The organism is Spiroplasma citri, assembly GCF_001886855.1.
GTDB classification, from domain to species: Bacteria; Bacillota_I; Bacilli_A; order Mycoplasmatales; family Mycoplasmataceae; genus Spiroplasma; species Spiroplasma citri.
Map to the genome: position 1 here is coordinate 55483 of NZ_CP013197.1, position 19355 is coordinate 74837.

A 19355-nucleotide genomic window follows, 5' to 3' on the forward strand; every position below is an offset into this window, starting at 1 on the left:
AGTGTGAGGTGCAGATATGGAAGATAAACTTAAAAATATTAAAAGAACTCGCATTATTAGTATTGCTTTTTTACTAGTTTTATTTATCATGGTCCCATATTTTACTTTTATGTATGTATCACATAGTGATCAACTTTTAAAAAAATACTTTCATTTTATTGCAACAGTACCTAAGGATGTTTTAGCAACATTTACAACACCTGATTTACCAAATAAGTTTTTAATCTTTGGTTTGCCATATATTGCGTTAGGAACATTAGCGGGCGCCATTATTAGTAGTGTTTTTTACATGTATCACCAAAAACGAACAATTAATTTTAATAATAGAATGTTGCTAATTGGAACAGTTTTTATTATATCTTTTTTATTTAGTGCTTGTTTATTATTTTCACTTGCAGAATATTATTATGATTTATTTACAGAGTGATGTCGTTCTTTAAGAGGTGGTTATACTGGACCTGAGTTTGTTAAAAATATTCAAGTTATGATTAATCCAGATATTCCAAATCGAGAAGCAATTATTAACGCATTAATTAACTTAGCTACGGGACCCGGAACAAACAATAAGTATCCATTAACTTGAATTGGTCTTAATGCTATTTGATGAATTACAGGATTACAGATGATTTTTATTATTTTTATTATGTTAAAAGTTGGTTTTAAATTAGAATGATTATTAAATGATAATATTAATCTAACTAAAAAAGAAGAATTATTTGTTTTAAAAGATACATTTAATCAAAGCCGTCTTAAAAAGTTTATTAGTTTATATTTAATTCCAAATGAATTTAATATTTCACTATGAGTCGTTTTTTTTTCAAGTATAGTTTTTATTCCACAATTTGTTTATACAATTATTATTGGCAGTAGTTTTACTGATGCAAACCGATTTTTTTTATTTTCTTATTTTTATACACATTTAACAATTAACGCTATTATTCCAGATACAAGTAGTATTTTGGATAAGCCAAATATTGATTATTTTAATATGACAATGAATATGCCAGGGTCAGGAATTTTTATTAGTGTTGTGCCAATTATTTCTTCTGCTTTAATTATTTCAATGCTATTTGCTTTTACTTTTGTGATGTTGAAAAAACCAAATTTAACTAAAAAGGGTTTTATTAGTTTTTATGTTAGTTTTTTAATTGTAACTGGAAATTCAATAGTAATGTTTCTGGTTTCTCAATATGAATTAACAAAAGCAGTTGATTATTGAAACAGTCAAAGCGAGAATTTTAAAGAAACGGTAATGAAACCACTTTTTAAAACAACACATTTGGATTACTTTTGATTACAAGGAAATGAATTATTAGCAAGTAATATTTTATTATCTGCTTTCATTACTGTTTTATCAATTATTGCTTTTTCACATATTTCAAAAATTAAAAGTAATCATATTAGCAATGAACAAATTAAATCAAATTTAAAATGTTAATAAGAAAGGAGGCTAATTATATATGAAAGTATATACTGTAAAAGATCGCAAAGAAATTATTGCTAGTTATTTAGCAGAAAAAGTGATTATTGTTCCAACAGATACTATTTATGGAATGACATGCATTATTAGTTCACCAGTAGCAAAAGCAAGAATTTTTAAAGTTAAAGGTCGATCAGAAAAAATGTATTTATCAGTTATTGTTAGTTCAGTTCGAATGGCAAAGAATTTTATTGACTTTCCGCGTGAAGATTTAAAACTTTTTAAAAAGAATGAAACTATTACTATAATAGGTAACATAAAAGATGATATTAATAAGCTTTATAACATTACAGAAGATAATACAATTGGAATTAGAATTACAAAGTCAAAATGATTAAAAAAAATTATTAATAAGGTTGGACCAATTTATGGGACAAGTGTAAATATTAGCGGTCAGAATTATGCTAAAGAATTTAATGATCTTCAAAAATTTAATGTTGATATTATTGTTGACTCTGGTTATTTAGATAATCGCCCTTCAAAGATTTATAATTCTTTAACGAAAGAATTTATTAGATAAGGAGATAAAAAATGGCAAAAAAATAAATAAAAAAAATGATCATGATATCAAATTGTTAATCTTGTTGTTTTATGTATTTTATTCTTGTTAACATGTATTTTTACTGTTTTATTTGTTATCAATCATGAAAAGTATACGGTTGCTTTTTTAATTACAATTTTATTTTTAGGTGTTTGAGTTATTGGCTACTTTATGGGGCATTTCCTTTTTATGAATAAAGATAATCTTTGAATTGGGGCAAGAAAACTAATGAGGGACTATCGTAAAAAAGATGATTATGGTAGCAATCCACCATCAGAAAGCAAAGAAGAAAGAATTAAACGATTAGAACAAGAACTTGCTGATTTAAAGAAAGAACACAATGGTTAATTTTAGAAAAGGATAATATCATACCAAATTGCACTTCATAATGCAATTTTTTTATAAGTTTTTTTTGGAAATATGATATAATTTAACTATAAAGAAATGAGGCAGGAGGACTACACGATGTACATCAATCCATTCGAAAGAATGAAAAATTTAAAATTAAATACTGATGAAACAAATACAATAAATATGAAAAGCAATGATCGAAACATAAATTTATTACAAGGCAATAATGAAGATGGGGAACTAACAGGAGATTCTCTAAACAATAATAATCATAATATTAAAACTAATGAACTTAAGATTGATGGAATTACATTATCAAGTTTTGAAATTATTCGTGATTTAATGAAAATATTTAAAGAAAAAAATAACGAAATGCAGTTTTTCTTAGCAGTTATGGACAAAGGAAATTGTGATTCAATGTCTGAAATTGCTACTTCATTTTTTTCAATGCCGCTTGTTAATATTAATTTATTACGTATTGAGTTATATGCTTCACCATTTTTATTTCTACTTAAAAAAATTATTAAAGGACTACCGAAAGTTAATTTAGAAGATAAAAAAGTTTTATGAGATCGTGTTAAACTATTTGCACGAACTTTAAAACAAAGTGAATCGTTAGAACAAGTTAATGATTCGAATTCAATTGTAATTGTTAATGAGTTAGAATTTGATGATCCATTAGAATATATTAGAAGAGAATTTGAAGAAATTCTACGTGCTTATGACATTACAGAAAATATTGTAGTAATTTTTAATAATATTGATTTAGTGGAATATGTCAAATTTAAACAAATATTTAGTCTAGTACAAGCTATTTTTAAAGGAATTTTACAGTTTAAATTTATTGCTGGATTAAATCCACTTTTAATTGAAACTTATGTTAAACAAATGTATGGCAATTATGCAACAGACCAATTGGTTGCACATGAAGTTAGTGTTTATAACAAACGATATATTATTAAAAATGAGGATGATAATGTCGTTACTAAAGAACCAACAAAAGAAGCAGTTGATTCTTATCATCCAATGTCAGATTTTGCTTCTGTTTCTGTTGAAACAGAAGATGAGGATGATGAAACGATTGGCTTTGATTATTGAGCTATGCGCGGTGGAAAGTAAATAGAGGAGGATAATTAAAATGTTTGTGTTTTTAGTAACATTAGGGTGAAGCCTAATGATAATTGGAGCGATAGTTCAAATTTTTATTGCTATTTTAAACCTTTTGGTAATGCAATCTGTTGCGCTTCCATCAATTTTAAATTCAATGAATGATATTTTCCAAAAATCAATTTTTAAACAAGAACAAATTTTAAGTTATTTAACAGGAGATATTTGAGGATATACAATTATTGCTTTAACAATTTTTGTTGCATTATTGGTTATTACATTAGTATCAGTTCAACTGCATCGTGTTAAAAAAGGGCAATTAATTGCAAAACCATATATTAAAATGATCTTTGTTACATTAATTATTGCAGCACTAATTTATGGGAAAGTAGCAGTATTAATATTAGCAGCATTAATGTTTATTGGTTTATTATTCATTGAATCATCATTATTTGATGTTGAGTTTTTACAAAATTTTGTTGAAGAACGAAATATGATTGTTATTTACCACCAAGATAAAAAACTTGAAAGAGAGGTAAATAAAGAGGGAAAGTATCATGGAAGCGTAACTTTGGGAGTTGACGCGACTATCGCAGGGATCGGAGAAACCGAAAGAAATTTCAAAAACAATGATTACGTAAGAGAGGATGATAGTAAAAAATTATCTCATCAAAAATCAAATTCATTTTTTTTATCAAATGAATTAAATAATTTATTTAATTCTGATAAAAATGATGTTGATGAACATGAATTAGCAAATTTAATTAATAATATGACACAAACTATGACAAATCCACCAAAACCAGCGGTTTTTGAAACAAAATTAAATACAACGGAAACTAATTTAAAGCAAAACGAGTCTAAAGAATTATCAAAACCACCAGTTGTTAATGAAGTTGAGCAACAGGAAACATCAAAATTGGAATTAGAACAATTAGAAGAGCAAAATTCATCAAATGATGAAGACTCACAAGGTGAAACAGTTGCGGAAATCCCTCTTCCATTCTTGGATACCAAATCAAATGATGATTATAAGTTCAATGCTGATATTAAAGGTTTTGTTGATAAAACGGCTGTAAACGAAAATAATGATTTTAATGAATCAGAAGATGAAAAACTAAATTTTTCTTTTTTAGATGATGAATTTTTAAATTCATCATGAGCAGCAGACAAAACAATGACAAGAAAAGAAAAGAGACTTTATAAGAGACTTTATGATAAATGAAGTGAAATGCAGCAACAGGCTCTTAATATCAAACAAATGGTAGAAGAAGAAGTAGAAATAGCAGAAGTAAAACCTAAATTTATTAAAAAGAAAGCTAAAATTTATAATGTCCTTGCTAAACAAGCAAATGGATTAGTAAAAAAATTGAAGTTAGGACCAGAGCATGAATTAAAATTAATGCGTATTGCTGAAATATTTAGTAATAATTCGCAAGCCACAGTTGATTTTCTTAATGACCAAATTTTAGCAACAGATAGTAATGTAATTGATAATGTCTTGAATGACAACATTAATATTGATGAGAAGTTTAATGAATCATCAGAAAATATTAGTTTAGAAATTAATACTTTTAATAATGTTGTAGATAATGATAAAACAAAAAAAGAGATAGAAATTATGAACAAAAATATTAAACTAGAAAACCAAGAAATACAACGTACAGGAATTATTTTTATTCCATCTGACCATAATATTGATAAATTAAAAGGAGAATTATTACCTGATATTAAAACATCAGATGATGAAGAATCAAAGACAGATAATGTTTCAGATAATTATGATTATCCTTTTGCTGAACTAGTAGGGTTAGATGATTCACAAGTTGAGCATAATGATGAAATTAATTCAGTTGTAAATGAAAATAATTATGATGATGAAATAAAACCTTCTGAAAAAAATGACCTTTCAGAACTATCAGTTGAGCAACAAACAGAAGAACAAATAGAAAACAATTTGGCAGAGTTAGTTGAAGATGAAATAAAACCAGAAAATGAGTTAAAAACTGATGCAATTAATTTAGAATTAACTCCTGACCCACTAGATACAGCATTAGCAAACAATATGGCAACAGATATATTTAATATTCCAATGAATGAAAAAGAAAATATTATTTTAAGAAAAACAGAAGATAGTACACTTGCAGAAATACTTACAACAAATGCTGAAGCAACAAATCAATTAGAAGTTAAGACAGATGAATCAAATGAAAATAAAGAAGAAACTTATCAAAGTCAATTATTGCATGATGTTGTCTCAAGTGAAATAAATGAAACGCTACAATTAGAAATTAAGCCAATTTTAAAAGAAGAAGTGTCATATAGTTTAGATGAATTAGATGATAAAATTATGAATGGTGATTTTTCAAATTTGGATGATGAAGTAATTGAATACTTTAATCAGCAAAAACCAGAACCTATTAAAGAAACAGTGTTTGCAGAAGAACCAGTATTAAAGGAACAAGCACCACCATTACAACAAGTTATGCCAAATGATTTTGAATGTCGTTTTGAAAAAATTGAAGGATTAATTAAAGATTCAATTAACTTGCATACAGCACACACAAAAACATTAGGAGAAGTACAAGAGCACTTAAAAACTTTAACTTTAAAAGTAGAATCATTAGAAACAAAATCAGCTGATTTTGCAAAAAAAATTAAAGATGTTGAAACTAAAAAACATATTAAACATCATGGTGTTGTACCGATTGATCAATTTTATCCTCAAATTAGTGATATTAATTTAGTATCAACACGTTATAATTTATATAATAAAAAAGGATATTCTAATACATATGGAGTTGCTAATTCTAGTGAAAGTTCATATGGCTTAGGTAATTATTATCGAACTAAAAATGGTAGTTCATCTCAAGAAGAAATAAGTGTAAATAATAATCAATTTGCTGACTATAATCACCTTAATTTACATAATATTTCCAAATATACTAAACAAGATATTCCTTTTGAAACAAATTGTCCATTTTGTAAAAAAAATAACAAATAAAAATTATTATTTTGTTGATTAACATTGTAAATAATTTTATTAAAAAAGTTAAATTTAGGTTAATTAAATTTAACTTTTTTTATTTAGAAAGTAGTTTTTCTTTTCATTCGTTTAAAAATATGTTAAAAATAGACTAGCAATGAGATATTTCATTGTTAGGACATTAAACATAATAATTTAAGTATGAAAGGAAATATTCAATTGCTGAATAATAATTAATAGTAAATGAGAGGAAATAAACAATGAGAAAATTGTTCAGTGTTTTTGTAGCAGCAACTTTGCTAAATGGTTCGAGCCTTTTTCTTGTTGCATGTGCCAAAAAATATTATTTCGATAGTAATATTTGAGTTATTACCAATGCTGGTATTGTGACCGATGCATCTTTTAATGAATCAGCATGAGATGGAGCAAGTAAATATGTTGTTTCACAAAAAGATAAAGAAATTTTACCATCAAATTGAAAAACAAGTCGTTATCGAGCTAGTTATTATGAACCAGCAAGTCATACACCATCTGACTTTAAAACAGCTTATTTAACAGCATATATTGCCGGAGCAAAAACATTAATTATACCAGGTTTTGTTCATGGTAATACAATTGGATGAGCCGCTGAATTAGCTGATAATTTAATTTATATTGATGGAAGTAGTCAAAATATTCATTTAGGAATGGACCCCAAAAAACCCTTAGCAACAAATGTTGTTGGAATAAGTTATGAAGCTGAATCCTCTGGTTTTTTTGCGGGAATTGCAGCAGCATTATGATTAAATGCTAATCAAAGTAAATATCCTTCGGGTTTAAAAATATCTACATATGGTGGAATGGATAATCCTGGTGCTGTTTCAAATTATATGTGAGGTTTTTTAGTAGCTGCTGATGTTTTTAATACAATCATTAGTAACAACAATTTTCCAAACTTATTTAAAATTAGAGCAGATATTTTAGCACAAGTTCAAAAAATGAATCCAGCAATAACTTCTTTACAAAAAGTTGAAAAAGTACAAAATGTTATAAAAAATAATGAATCATGATTTTCACAATCATTTGAAGTTGGACATGGGAAAGATATTTCAGATGAATTACTTTCTCGCAGAGCAAGCATTATTTTCCCTGTTGCAGGTCTACAAACCCAAGATACTATTGACCGAATTAAATATAATAAATCACCAGCTAAAGTTATTGGTGTGGATACAGAACAATCTAAAATTTATGGAGAAGACATAATTGTAACAAGTGCTTTAAAAGAAATTGTAACCTCAACCCAAGAAGCTCTACAAAATATTTATTCGGATAAATGTGGCTATCAATCTAATAGCAATACTTGAGATAATAATAAAGTAACATCGGAATGTTGAATTAATACTGACCAATCATCAGTACAACATCCAACTTGAACAGGGATTGAAACAACAAAGTCAATTAATGAAAATACTGTTAACTTTATTCATAATAAAACTGATAATTTAACAAAGGATACAGCATTTGATAAGATCATTAAAGTATTACAAGATGTTTATTCACGAGGAATTGGTGATATCCCTCCTGTTGCAGCGAAAGTATTTACAACAACATTATTAAATACATATCAAAATAGTGATAGATTGAAAGCTTATATTTTAGATGCAATTGAGGCTGCTTTGCAATAGAAGGAAAGGACATAATATATGAAAAATAATAATGAATATGTAATTGAAATGAATAATATTACTAAAGTTTTTGGTGATTTAATTGCAAATGATGATATTACCTTAAAAGTTAAAAAAGGAGAAATTCATGCTTTAATTGGAGAAAATGGAGCAGGAAAATCAACATTAATGAGTATTTTATTTGGTTTGTATGAACCAACAAAAGGAGAAATCCTTATTAATGGAAAACCAGAATATATTAATAATCCTATTAAAGCAAATAAATTACGGATTGGTATGGTTCATCAACATTTTAAATTAGTTGATATTTTTACTGTACTTGATAACATTACGTTAGGATATGAACAGCTAAAAGGGAAAGTATTTTTAGATCGTTCAAAAGAAGCCCGTGATATTGCTCAAATTGCAATTAAATATAATTTGCAAGTTGATTTTGGTTCAAAAATTGCAAACATTTCAGTTGGAATGCAACAACGGGTTGAAATTTTAAAAATTTTGTATCGTGGAGCAGATATTTTAGTTTTTGATGAACCAACAGCTGTGCTAACCCCACAAGAAATTGAAGGTTTATTGAATATTATGCTAGCTTTAAAAAAAGATGGGAAAACGATTATTTTTATCTCCCATAAATTAGATGAGGTGAAAAAAATTGCTGATCGAGCAACGGTTATTCGGCGTGGAAAAGTTGTTGAAACTTTTAATGTGCAAGATAAAAATGAAAAAGAAATTGCTGAAGCAATGGTTGGACGTAATTTAGTTGAAATTAAAAATTCAGGGCAAGCACCACAAGAAGATGTTTTATTAAGAATTGAAAACTTATCAGTGAAAAAAAAAGGTCTAACTCGTTTGATGGCTTTAGATGATTTTAATTTAACCGTTCATGCGGGAGAAATTGTTGCAATTGCTGGAGTAGAAGAAAATGGACAGACCGAATTAGTGAATGTCTTAACCGGATTAGAAAAAGGAACCTCGGGGAAAATAATTTTTAATGATATTAATGTAACCAAAAAAAGTATTTATGAGCGCTATCAAAATGGAATGTCCCATATTCCTGAGGATCGTCATAAATATGGCTTAATCTTAGAATTTAATGCAATTGATAATGTTGTTTTACAAAATATTAATCAAAAGCCATTTTCAAATTGTGGTTTATTAGATAAAGGAGCAATTCAGTTATATGCTCAACAAATTGTTAATAAATATGACGTGCGAGGTGCAAATTCTGGATTTGCTGTTACACGTAGTTTATCAGGAGGTAATCAGCAAAAATTAATTATTGGGCGAGAGTTATCACGGCAACATAATATTTTAGTTGTTGTCCAACCAACAAGAGGCTTAGATGTTGGGGCAATTGAATATATTCATAATAAAATTTTAGAAGAAAAAGCACAGGGGAAAGCAGTCTTATTAGTTTCATATGAATTAGAAGAAATTATGAGTTTAGCAGATCGCATTGTTGTTTTACATAATGGACGCATTACTGGTGAAGTTGCTGGCAATAAAGTTAAACGTGAGGAAATTGGTTTAATGATGGCAGGAAGATATCAAAAGAAAGGAATAAAAATTAATGCAAACACAAATTAAAAATTATGGGTGATTATTAAAACAAAAAACAAGAATTTTCTTTTGTTCAAATGAATTTAAAACTAAAATGAATTATTTTAAAGCATCTATTTGTGCAATTATTGCAGGAGTTTTTCTTAGTTTTATTATTATTGGTGCAAATGCATCAGATCCATTATTATTTTTTAGTTATGTTTTTCGGTTAGCTTTTCACCCATTATTAAAAGATTCAACATTAACTTATTGAGCAATTTATATTGTTGCAGGATTAGCTGTTGCGGTTGGTTTTAAAGCCGGACTATTTAATATCGGTGTTCCTGGCCAAATGTTATTAGCGGGTAGTATGACAATTGTTTTAGGTTTAAAAAACCCAGCAATTAGTCAAGGTACTGGTGTAATTGGAGCATTATTTATTTCAATTATTGCTGGTGCAGCGTTAGCAACAATTGCAGGAGCATTAAAAGCTTATTTTAATATTCATGAAGTTGTTTCAACAATTATGCTAAATTGAATTGTTTGATATGTTATGAAATGAATGTTTATGAATCCAGCGCATGGAATGTGAAATTCAAATCAAAATTCAACAATTGATATTGTGACAACAGCCCCAAATTTTAATTTAGTATTGAATGGACAACTGTGAATTATTCCGTTTATTATTGCAATGTTACTATTAGGAATAATTGTTTTTATTATGAATTATACTGTTTTAGGGTTTCGAATTAAAGCAGTTGGAAAATCAAAAAATGCTTCTTTATATGCTGGAACAAATGTCAAAGCATATACTATTGTTTCAATGGCACTATCAGGTGCTTTAGCTGGCGTTTTAGGAATGTTATATTATATGACGCAATCAACAGTATTACAATTTACAACAGATGCATTACCAGTTGTTGGATTTGATGCAATTGCTGTTGCATTAGTTGCTTTTACAAATGGGTTTGCTATTTTACCAATTGCTTTACTATGAGGAATTATTAAAACAGCTGCTTTGCAAGCAACGCAATTACCTGATTTTCAAATGTCAAAACAGATGGGTCAATTGATTTTTGGAATTATTATTTATATGACTGCAATTTCTACTTTATTTATTTATTTTAAACCAATCTTTTGATTGCGTCGTTGATGAAATATTCAACACAATGTAGGATGAAAGCAAGAATATAATAAATATCAAGCACAAATAAAGGATTATCAAAAACAAATTAAGAATACAAATAAAATGTATCGAATTAAAATGCAAGAATTAAAAAAACAAGGAACTAAAGAAGAAATTAAAGCATATCGGAATGAAATTAATGATCAATTGACTTTATATGCTGGAAAAATTACCACTTTAAAAACAGAAATTCGTTTTTTTGAAAATTTAAAATATAAAGAAGCAACAAAAATTGGACAATGTGGTCTTAAAACAAAATATAAATTAGCAACATTTATTGCCCTTGGTTCGGCATTAGATCATTTTGTACAAGTAAAAAATGAATATTTATTAAAAAAACAAAAAATTAGTTTTTTAAAAAATAATTATTATCAAGCAGTATGGAAAGTAAAAGGACAAGCAAAACAAGAATTATCACAGTTTTATAATTTGCCAAAAAAAGAATTGTATGCTAAATTAGCACATTTACAGTCACAATATGTTGACTTAGTGCTAAATCAAGAGGAAGCTATTAAAAAATTGCGTGAAAGTTATTATCCTGTTTTTAATCAAATTCAACAAAAATATTTAAATGATTTTAAAACATTGCAAAAAAAAGAAGCAATGATTACTAAAAAATTAAATCAAGAAATTAAAGCATTAAAGCGCCAACAACGTCATGAAATGTATCAATTTAGAATAACAAATTATCAAAGCAAGAAAAAAATTAAACGGGAATTAAGAGTGATTAATTGTCAAATAAAAGGAGATGTTAGGGTTCAACAAGAAGTGGCACTGTTAAAACAAAATTTAAAACTGCAATTAAAAGAGATGAAACAACAATTTAATATTGAATATCAAGTTATGCGTAAAAAACATAAAACAAAGATGCCACAGTGAAAAAATGAATTAAATCAAAAATTAAAGCATATTAGAAAAGTTGTTTCAGAAGATAATAAAATTTTAAAAGCAGAATATCATCGTCAAAATGCCACTTATCAAGTGCAAAAAGGAGGAAAAAAATAATGGAAGCAGTTTCACAATTATTTGCTAATGGGTCAGTTCTTTTTGCTGTATTATTAATTGCCGCAATGGCGGGTTTGTATTCAGAACGAGCAGGAGTTGTTAATATTGCTATTGACGGAATGATGATCGTTGGTGCATTAGTCTATGCGTTGCTTGGAAAAGTATTATCACAATATGGTAATGGAATGCAGATTATTGCTTTATTAATTGCCGCAATTTGTGGTGGAACCTTTGCCTTATTACATGGTTTTGCTTCAATTACTTTAAAAGCACAACAAGTAATTTCTGGAACGGCGTTAAATTTATTAGCAACTGGAATTGGATTATTTTTTGTTAGTATTCCATCCTTAGCAGCTGGAAATATGATTAAAACAGACTTTAGTACAATTGGGATTGATTCATATCAAATTATTAATATTTTCTTAATTATTGCAATTGCTTTAGCAGTTTTTACCTTTGTTTTCTTTAGATTTACAAAAACAGGATTACGTTATGTTGGGTGTGGTGAGAATCCTAATGCAGTTGATGCAGCGGGAATTAATGTAATTAAAATAAGATATAAGGCAGTTATTATTTCTGGATGTTTAGCAGGACTAGCAGGGGCAATGTTTACCCATTATGTTTCTGGACAATTTCGTGGTGATGTTCAAGGACAAGGATATATTGCTTTGGCAATTATGATTTTTGGACAATGACGAATTCAATATATTACATTAGGAGCAGTTTTATTTAGTTTTTTAATTGCTTTAGCAGGAACATTATGACGTTTTGCTGGTTGAAATATTGCGTATCCATCAAATCAATTATTAAAAATTTTACCATTTGTCTTTGCATTAGTAACAATGGTTATTTTCTCGAAATATTCGAAAGTACCAAAAGCATCCGGAATCCCATTTGATAAATCATTACGATAAAAACAACCGATATTGGTTGTTTTTATTTACATTTTCTTATTTTTTTATAATTAATGTATTCTGAGGATATATTCTGTAAAAAATAAGGGGAAAAACTATTTATGAAAAAACTATTCATTATTTTTAGTGTTGTCGTATTATTTATCACTGGAATAACTAGCAAAATTACAAGTTGTCGAATGATCAAATATCGTGATGCTAATTATAGTAATTCAAATTTACAAAATGATATGTTAATTTGGATGAAAATTGCCAGTGATGTTAGTAATGAGATAACAAATTATGATAACGATGGAAATATTAAAAATTCAAACGAATTTCCAGAATTAAATCAGTTTTATAATTTAGTTAATCAACATAATCAGTCACTTGTTCTTGACCGTTCAAATGATCAGATTAATTTAGGATTAAGAAAGTTTCAAAATGAATTTAAGGAAATATTTCAAAAATTAACTGTTAAAATTAGTGAAACATATCAAAATTATTTTAATACTTTAGAGAAAAAACCATTATATCATCTTGAAGAAGAAGATAAATTTATGACCGCGTAAAATATTCGGTTGGTATAAAATTTCCAAAAAATAAGAAAAAGATAGATATAAAATTCTATCTTTTTTAATTAGGTTAAAATTGTCGTTAACCTTGCTTAGTTTTAAAAAATAACAGCAAAACCAACCAAATAAAACTCTCCTACTTGGAAAGTCGTAAAACCAAGCAAGCGAGGATAAACAATATAGGAGTGACCGTACCGCTACGACATAATGGAGCCAATTCTTTTAGGCAATATAAAAGAGTTATTGTGGTTTGGGGATAAATCTTTAACCTGCAATCGTTGAAGGCTAAGTGTTCCACAATAAAAAAATTTAGAAATCTTACTATTTATAAGGAGGATTTGAAAGTGTCTTTAAAAGAACTCTGTTGAAAAGAGTTAAAAATTAAATTAGCAAATAAGACAGTATTAATTAATAAATGTCAGTGTTATATCAATGAGTACTTTACAAAATTAACCAAAAACAAAAAAGGTGGATGATATTGTAAAAAGTATGCTCGGCATTGTTTAGCAAGATTAGAATTTATTAACAAACAAAAAATAAGTTATAATCTTTGATTTTTGACTTTACAATGCAAAAATAATCACCAAATTATTAAAAAATTAATTTTTAAGAAAAATAAAAGATGAATTATTAATATCAAAAATTAGAAAGGAGAAATTATATGGTTGAAAATAATATCAAAAATACAATTAGCGAGTTAATTAACGAGATTAAAACAACAACAGAAAACAATTTAAACAATTTAGAACAAATTATGGAAGCTTTAATTGATAAAGTTAATAATATTGAAAATATTTTAAATCAAATACGATAAAAAATTAAACCAACTATTTATTAAAATTAGTTGGTTTTTTATTTTTGATAAATAAAAAAGAAAGGAGATAAAAATAATGAGGAAAAGTTGTCCTAAATGTAGATCAAAAATAGAAGGTGATAATAAACATTTATGATGCACAAATGTTTATTGTATTTTTGCAAAAAACCCATATATTTTTAAAAAGAAAAAATAGATAAATATGTTTGTTTGTGACTCTTATTTTATTTTGTTTTTTATTTAAGTTTTTAGATGATCGCTTAGTTATTTAAAATGTTGTGAAATATTAGAAAATTTGGAGAAAATTTAATATGTTTGATAAAAAGCAATATAAAGAATGAAACATATTATCAAAATATTTAAGTTAATATGAAATATTTAGATATTTTAAAAGAGTTTATGATTATAAAAATGAAGAACAATTAAATCAAACACTTAATAATTATTTATGGGTGATAATTATAATTCAGAATCAATTAAATTTAACAAACTTAAAGAAGAAAATGAAAAAATTAAAAAAGAACTTGCTGAAAAAGATAAAGAAATTAATAGTTTTAAACAACAAATATATATGGCACATAATTTTAATCAAAATTTAGGCAGTGAAATTGAATAATTAAAACAACAACAATTATATAAAGAAGATTTTTATTATCAAAAAATATGTAATGATTGTGATTATTTATCAGATAATTTTAAATTAAATATTAATGACGATAGTTATTGCCAAAATTGTTCAAAAGATAGTTTTGATTTGAAAGAATTTACTGAAATTATTTGTTTTAAAGATAACTTAAAATATGACACATTACCTAGTAAGGAGGATAAAACATGTATTTAGTTATAAAAGATTCAGATAATATAAAAGATCATTATAAAATAACGGATTTAATTTCAAAAAAATACCGATCATGAAGAAAAAGAAAACTTTTGATGTAAATTTGGTTTAGAACAATATTGAACGGGATATTGTTGATCAAGCGGAATAATAAATTATATAAAAGATATTGATGAATATTCAACAAAAACGCTTTAATGATTTAAACGGAAATACACAAACACCATTTTATCAACACAAATTTATTTATGTTGATAAAAATAAAAGTTCAAATTATGGATATTTTTTAAATTCAGTTAATAACCAAAATGCTAGTGATTTTTGAAATACAACACAAGGAAAACATTTAAAAAATTATATGATTAACTATAAAAAGTGAAATTCAGATAATGATTTATCAAAATTAACTTATGAAGCGGTTTTATCATATTGACGAGATTATGTTTCAGATATTCGTAATCATTTAGCGGTTAATGAAAGCATCAATAATTTTAAAGCATTAAATGATTTAAATATTAGTGCTTTGAAAATGAATGCCAAAGATATGAAAACTATTAGAAATAAAATTGAAAACTTTGTTTGAAAAGAAATAAATAAAGATTATATTATTCAAATATATAAAAATAACAAATGACAGAAATTAACTGATGATGATTTAAACCAATTAATAACTAATCAACAAGAACAAACAAAAGAAATAATGCTAAAAATCAAAGCACTAAATACATCAATGTTGTTATTTGGTGAAACAAACCAATTTAAAGTTATTAATAACTTAAATTATGATGAAAATAAAGTAATTGATTTAAGTAAAATTAAATATCAAAATCAAGAATATAATTTTAAAGATAAAAAAATGATATTTTTAATAATTATATTATGAAATATATTAAGCAAGGTTTTAAAATTAATAAATTAGATGAAATCTTGAAACAAGATATTGATTATCAAATATCATTACAAGGATTAAATGGGCAAAAGATTAATATTAATGATAATGAATTACAGGAATTTATGAAAAAAATTCAAGAAAATAAATATAGTGAGCTAAAAATTACTATTTATGCTTTGAATAATAGTTTAAAAGCAGTTGGGAATGTTTTATATAATTTAATAAACAACCCAATAACAGAAAATTCCCCCAACAAACCAAATGAAATTCCCCCAACAGAGGGAATAATACCGAACATTCCTAATAGATCAAATGGAAATAAAGAAAATAATGGGAATGAAGAGAATAATAATCCAAATAAACCAGAAAAACCAAACAAACTACCCGATCCCAATAATCCTAATGGAAATAATGAAACAGGATGCAAAAAGTTTTTTAAAAAACCAGTTAATTTATTTTTTATGACTTTGATTAGTTGTGGGATAATTGGTGGTTTTATAACTTGAATTATCATTAAAAATCAATTAAATAAAAAAATTGGTGGAAAAATAGAAAATAAAAAAGTAAAAATAAAAAAATAAAAAAACAATAAATAATATCTATTTATTCCCCTTTCATATTAATATCCTTATTACGCATTTTAAGGGGCAAATTATCAATGAAAAAGTTATATTATATAAATTTTATATATAATCTCATATATCCTTTATAAAATAATTATTTTAAATATAAAAATAGTTTTTAAAAGAAAGAGGTGCAGAAGATGAAAAATGTAATACCAAAAAAAATAAAAGACGCTAAATATCGTTTTTGACGCAATATAACAATAACAGATGTTTTGATAATTGCTGCTTGAGTTGGATTAACAATTATGTTTATATTTGGTTTTCAATGAAAACTATGAATAAAATTATTATCATCATCAATCATGATTTTAATTAGCTTACCACTAATTATTACAAATAAAAAGACTAATTTAAAAAGATGACAATACTTGTATTATAAAATAAATTTCCTATTTAGTTATAAGAAATATAGTAAAAACAAAACTATTTTACTGGTGCCATATAATAAAGTTATTGATGATAATTATATTGCAACACACGTAATTTTAAAGGGTACTTTAAAAAAACTTTAATTGGAGCAATTAAAATAAAGGGATTCGATATCACTTTATTAAGTGGCGAAGAGCAAATATTAAGATTACGAGACTTGCAAGATGTTTTTAAATTTGCTAATTTTCCAATAACTTTTTTAAAGTTAGAATTACCATTAAATTTTGATGACAACATTAAATATTTACAAAAACAAATTAATAAAACGCAAATTCGTTATAAAAACAAAGAAATTAGTTTTAATCAATTTGTAAAAATTACAAAACAAATTAAAAATAATATTGCCTTTTTTTAAAAAAAGAATTAATTAAAATAAACGATGAAATTAAAACTGAAAAATGTTTTTTTATTTTTATATATGGAAATAGTCAAAAAGATTTAAATGAAAAAATATTATTTTTAGAAAATAAATTATATAAAGGAAAAATTAATTGCAATACTTTATCTAATTACGAAATAACAAAAATCTTAAAATTAATGTGAAATCCGTATGAAAAACCATTAAATAAAACAGATTTTAATAAAAATAAAGATAATTTAGCAAAATTATTGCAATTTAAATACCTAAATATTAAACAAAATTATTTTATAGCAAATGATTTATATTATTCAATTAATACCATTCAGGACTACCCTTTATTTATTAACGATTTATGAGGAGCATGTTTATTTTCAAATGAGCAAACTATTATATTATTTGAAATATAAATCCTTTAAATTATGATGAAACAAAAAAAGCAATCAACAGTGCCATTCAAACAACCCAAACAAGACAAGTAATGACAAAATCATATGTTAATACAAATGAAAATAACTATGAATTAGAAACATACTACCATTTAATTGATGAGGTTAATGGTGGTGGTGAATTATTAAAAAATGTTAATATTTTATTTTTAAATTATGGAACAAATAAAAAAAACATTACTACAAGCACAAACACGATTAACAAAAGCATTAAAAGAAATGGATATTAAACTTAATCCATTGTGATATCAACAATTTAATGGTTTAAAAGGTTTTATACCATATAATAATAAGGTCATAATAAAAAAATATGGTCGATAAATGCCAACAAGTACCTTAGCAGTATCATTTCCATTTATTGATAGTGGTTTACATGATAAACAAGGAATGTACTTAGGAACAAATAATATGGGAAATGTTGTATTGTTGGATCAATTTAAAATTACAAGTAAAAGAACAAACCATAATATGTTTATTCTTGGTTCATCAGGAATGGGAAAAACATATTTTTTAAAAAAATAATAATAAATTTTCATATTCAGATGGGGCGAAAAGTGATTGTTACTGACCCTGAAAGAGAATACCAAGAATTATGCAAATATTATGATGGAAATTGAATTGATGCAGGAGATGCTTCTATAGGAAAAATAAACCCCCTACAAATTTTAGATAATAACTTTATTGATGAATTAGAAAATACCAATTCATCACCCCTGTCAAATCATTTACGATTTTTAGAACAATGATTCAAAACGCTTTATCCTGATTTTAACGGGCGAGAAATTAATTTATTAACAAAATATTTGAAATTATTATATCATCAATTTAAAATTACAAATAATAGTGACATTAATAAAATTAATAATAATGATTTTCCAATTATGAATGATTTTTATTATTTATTAGAAAAAGAATATAAAAACAATAAAAATCAACTTTTAAAAGAATTTATGGATTTAATAGCAACTGATTTTTTAAATGATGGAAAATATCAAGCACTTTGAAATGGTCACACAACAATAAAATTTAATAACAACTTTATTGTTTATGATGTTTATAATTTGTTTGATTTAGATGACAAAAAAACAAACGCAGCACAATTAATTTTAATGCTAAATATTATTAAAAAAGAAATAAAAGAAAATCGTTTTAAAGATAATAATCAAATTGTAATAATTGTTGATGAGGCTCATTTAGCAATCGATAAAGATAATCCAGCTGCCTTAAATTTTATGTATCAAATGACAAAGCGAATTCGGAAATATAATGGTGCTTTGGTTGTGGCAACACAAAATATCGCTGATTTTGTAGAAAATGAAACAATTTTTAAAAAAACAACAGCAATTATTAATAATAGTCAATATTCGTTTATTATGGGGCTAAAACCTAATGACCTAGAAAAAGTTATTAATTTATATAAAAGTTATGGCCGATTAACATCAGTAGAACAAGATTATATTGCTCGTAGTGTAAAAGGACAAGGGCTATTTTTTGTTTCTGGATTTGAAAGATATCGTATTGAAATTCAAGCAAACAAAAAAGAAAAAGCAGGGTTTGGAAAAAAAGATAATTAAAAAAACAAGTAAATTTAATTGTTTTTTTTAATTTTTATGAAGAATTTTATT

The 19355-nt window shown here is 25.7% G+C and carries 20 protein-coding genes; all 20 read left to right on the forward strand.

All coding sequences use genetic code 4. The annotated features are described in order from the left end of the window. Window positions 1–16: 16 nt before the first annotated feature. Window positions 17–1438, forward strand: a complete 1422-nt coding sequence (locus SCITRI_RS00280; RefSeq protein ID WP_071890404.1) for a polypeptide chain release factor methylase — start codon at window positions 17–19, stop codon at window positions 1436–1438. Window positions 1439–1460: 22 nt separating this feature from the next. After that, the gene (locus SCITRI_RS00285; protein WP_071890407.1) at window positions 1461–2000 is read left to right on the forward strand and encodes an L-threonylcarbamoyladenylate synthase; all 540 of its coding nucleotides are present in this window, start codon (window positions 1461–1463) and stop codon (window positions 1998–2000) included. A 210-nt stretch (window positions 2001–2210) separates the two neighbouring features. Then, a complete protein-coding gene (locus SCITRI_RS10905) occupies window positions 2211–2369 on the forward strand; it encodes a hypothetical protein (RefSeq protein WP_237237984.1) in 159 nt (52 codons plus the stop codon). A 117-nt stretch (window positions 2370–2486) separates the two neighbouring features. After that, window positions 2487–3491 carry a hypothetical protein gene (locus tag SCITRI_RS00295; protein WP_071890412.1) on the forward strand — a complete coding sequence of 335 codons (1005 nt, stop codon included), beginning with the start codon at window positions 2487–2489 and terminating at the stop codon, window positions 3489–3491. A 19-nt stretch (window positions 3492–3510) separates the two neighbouring features. After that, window positions 3511–6483 carry a hypothetical protein gene (locus SCITRI_RS00300; RefSeq protein WP_071890416.1) on the forward strand — a complete coding sequence of 991 codons (2973 nt, stop codon included), beginning with the start codon at window positions 3511–3513 and terminating at the stop codon, window positions 6481–6483. 242 nt (window positions 6484–6725) lie between these two features. Then, window positions 6726–8129 carry a BMP family ABC transporter substrate-binding protein gene (locus SCITRI_RS00305; RefSeq protein WP_071890421.1) on the forward strand — a complete coding sequence of 468 codons (1404 nt, stop codon included), beginning with the start codon at window positions 6726–6728 and terminating at the stop codon, window positions 8127–8129. A gap of 18 nt (window positions 8130–8147) precedes the next feature. Continuing rightward, the gene (locus SCITRI_RS00310; protein ID WP_071890423.1) at window positions 8148–9713 is read left to right on the forward strand and encodes an ABC transporter ATP-binding protein; all 1566 of its coding nucleotides are present in this window, start codon (window positions 8148–8150) and stop codon (window positions 9711–9713) included. After that, window positions 9697–11856 (forward strand): ABC transporter permease subunit, encoded by a 2160-nt coding sequence (locus SCITRI_RS00315; protein ID WP_071890426.1) that lies wholly within the window; start codon window positions 9697–9699, stop codon window positions 11854–11856. Before SCITRI_RS00310 ends, SCITRI_RS00315 begins: the two co-directional genes overlap by 17 nt. Further along, window positions 11856–12770: an ABC transporter permease gene (locus tag SCITRI_RS00320; RefSeq protein WP_071890427.1), complete on the forward strand. Its 915-nt coding sequence runs from the start codon at window positions 11856–11858 to the stop codon at window positions 12768–12770. Before SCITRI_RS00315 ends, SCITRI_RS00320 begins: the two co-directional genes overlap by 1 nt. 101 nt (window positions 12771–12871) lie before the next feature. Beyond that, window positions 12872–13321, forward strand: coding sequence for a hypothetical protein (locus tag SCITRI_RS00325; RefSeq protein WP_071890431.1), 450 nt, complete (start codon window positions 12872–12874; stop codon window positions 13319–13321). A 347-nt stretch (window positions 13322–13668) separates the two neighbouring features. Then, window positions 13669–13971: a hypothetical protein gene (locus SCITRI_RS00330; protein WP_071890433.1), complete on the forward strand. Its 303-nt coding sequence runs from the start codon at window positions 13669–13671 to the stop codon at window positions 13969–13971. A gap of 14 nt (window positions 13972–13985) precedes the next feature. Continuing rightward, window positions 13986–14138, forward strand: a complete 153-nt coding sequence (locus tag SCITRI_RS09720; protein ID WP_155522066.1) for a hypothetical protein — start codon at window positions 13986–13988, stop codon at window positions 14136–14138. A 448-nt stretch (window positions 14139–14586) separates the two neighbouring features. Next, window positions 14587–14754 (forward strand): hypothetical protein, encoded by a 168-nt coding sequence (locus SCITRI_RS09725; protein ID WP_155522067.1) that lies wholly within the window; start codon window positions 14587–14589, stop codon window positions 14752–14754. A 394-nt stretch (window positions 14755–15148) separates the two neighbouring features. Next, complete coding sequence (locus tag SCITRI_RS00335; RefSeq protein ID WP_071890436.1) at window positions 15149–15895, forward strand: hypothetical protein; 747 nt, start codon at window positions 15149–15151, stop codon at window positions 15893–15895. After that, the gene (locus SCITRI_RS00340) at window positions 15856–16449 is read left to right on the forward strand and encodes a hypothetical protein (RefSeq protein WP_071890439.1); all 594 of its coding nucleotides are present in this window, start codon (window positions 15856–15858) and stop codon (window positions 16447–16449) included. Before SCITRI_RS00335 ends, SCITRI_RS00340 begins: the two co-directional genes overlap by 40 nt. Window positions 16450–16631: 182 nt before the next feature. Then, on the forward strand, window positions 16632–17006 hold the full coding sequence (locus SCITRI_RS00345; protein WP_071890443.1) for a hypothetical protein: 375 nt from the start codon (window positions 16632–16634) through the stop codon (window positions 17004–17006). 74 nt (window positions 17007–17080) lie between these two features. Further along, a complete protein-coding gene (locus SCITRI_RS00350) occupies window positions 17081–17278 on the forward strand; it encodes a hypothetical protein (protein ID WP_071890446.1) in 198 nt (65 codons plus the stop codon). 367 nt (window positions 17279–17645) lie between these two features. Beyond that, complete coding sequence (locus tag SCITRI_RS00360; protein ID WP_071890453.1) at window positions 17646–17960, forward strand: hypothetical protein; 315 nt, start codon at window positions 17646–17648, stop codon at window positions 17958–17960. Window positions 17961–18051: 91 nt separating this feature from the next. Further along, entirely contained in the window at window positions 18052–18252 is a 201-nt protein-coding gene (locus SCITRI_RS00365; RefSeq protein WP_071890458.1) for a hypothetical protein, read from the forward strand. A 32-nt stretch (window positions 18253–18284) separates the two neighbouring features. After that, window positions 18285–19304, forward strand: coding sequence for a TraG/VirB4 family ATPase (locus SCITRI_RS00370; RefSeq protein WP_071890463.1), 1020 nt, complete (start codon window positions 18285–18287; stop codon window positions 19302–19304). Window positions 19305–19355: the final 51 nt, after the last annotated feature.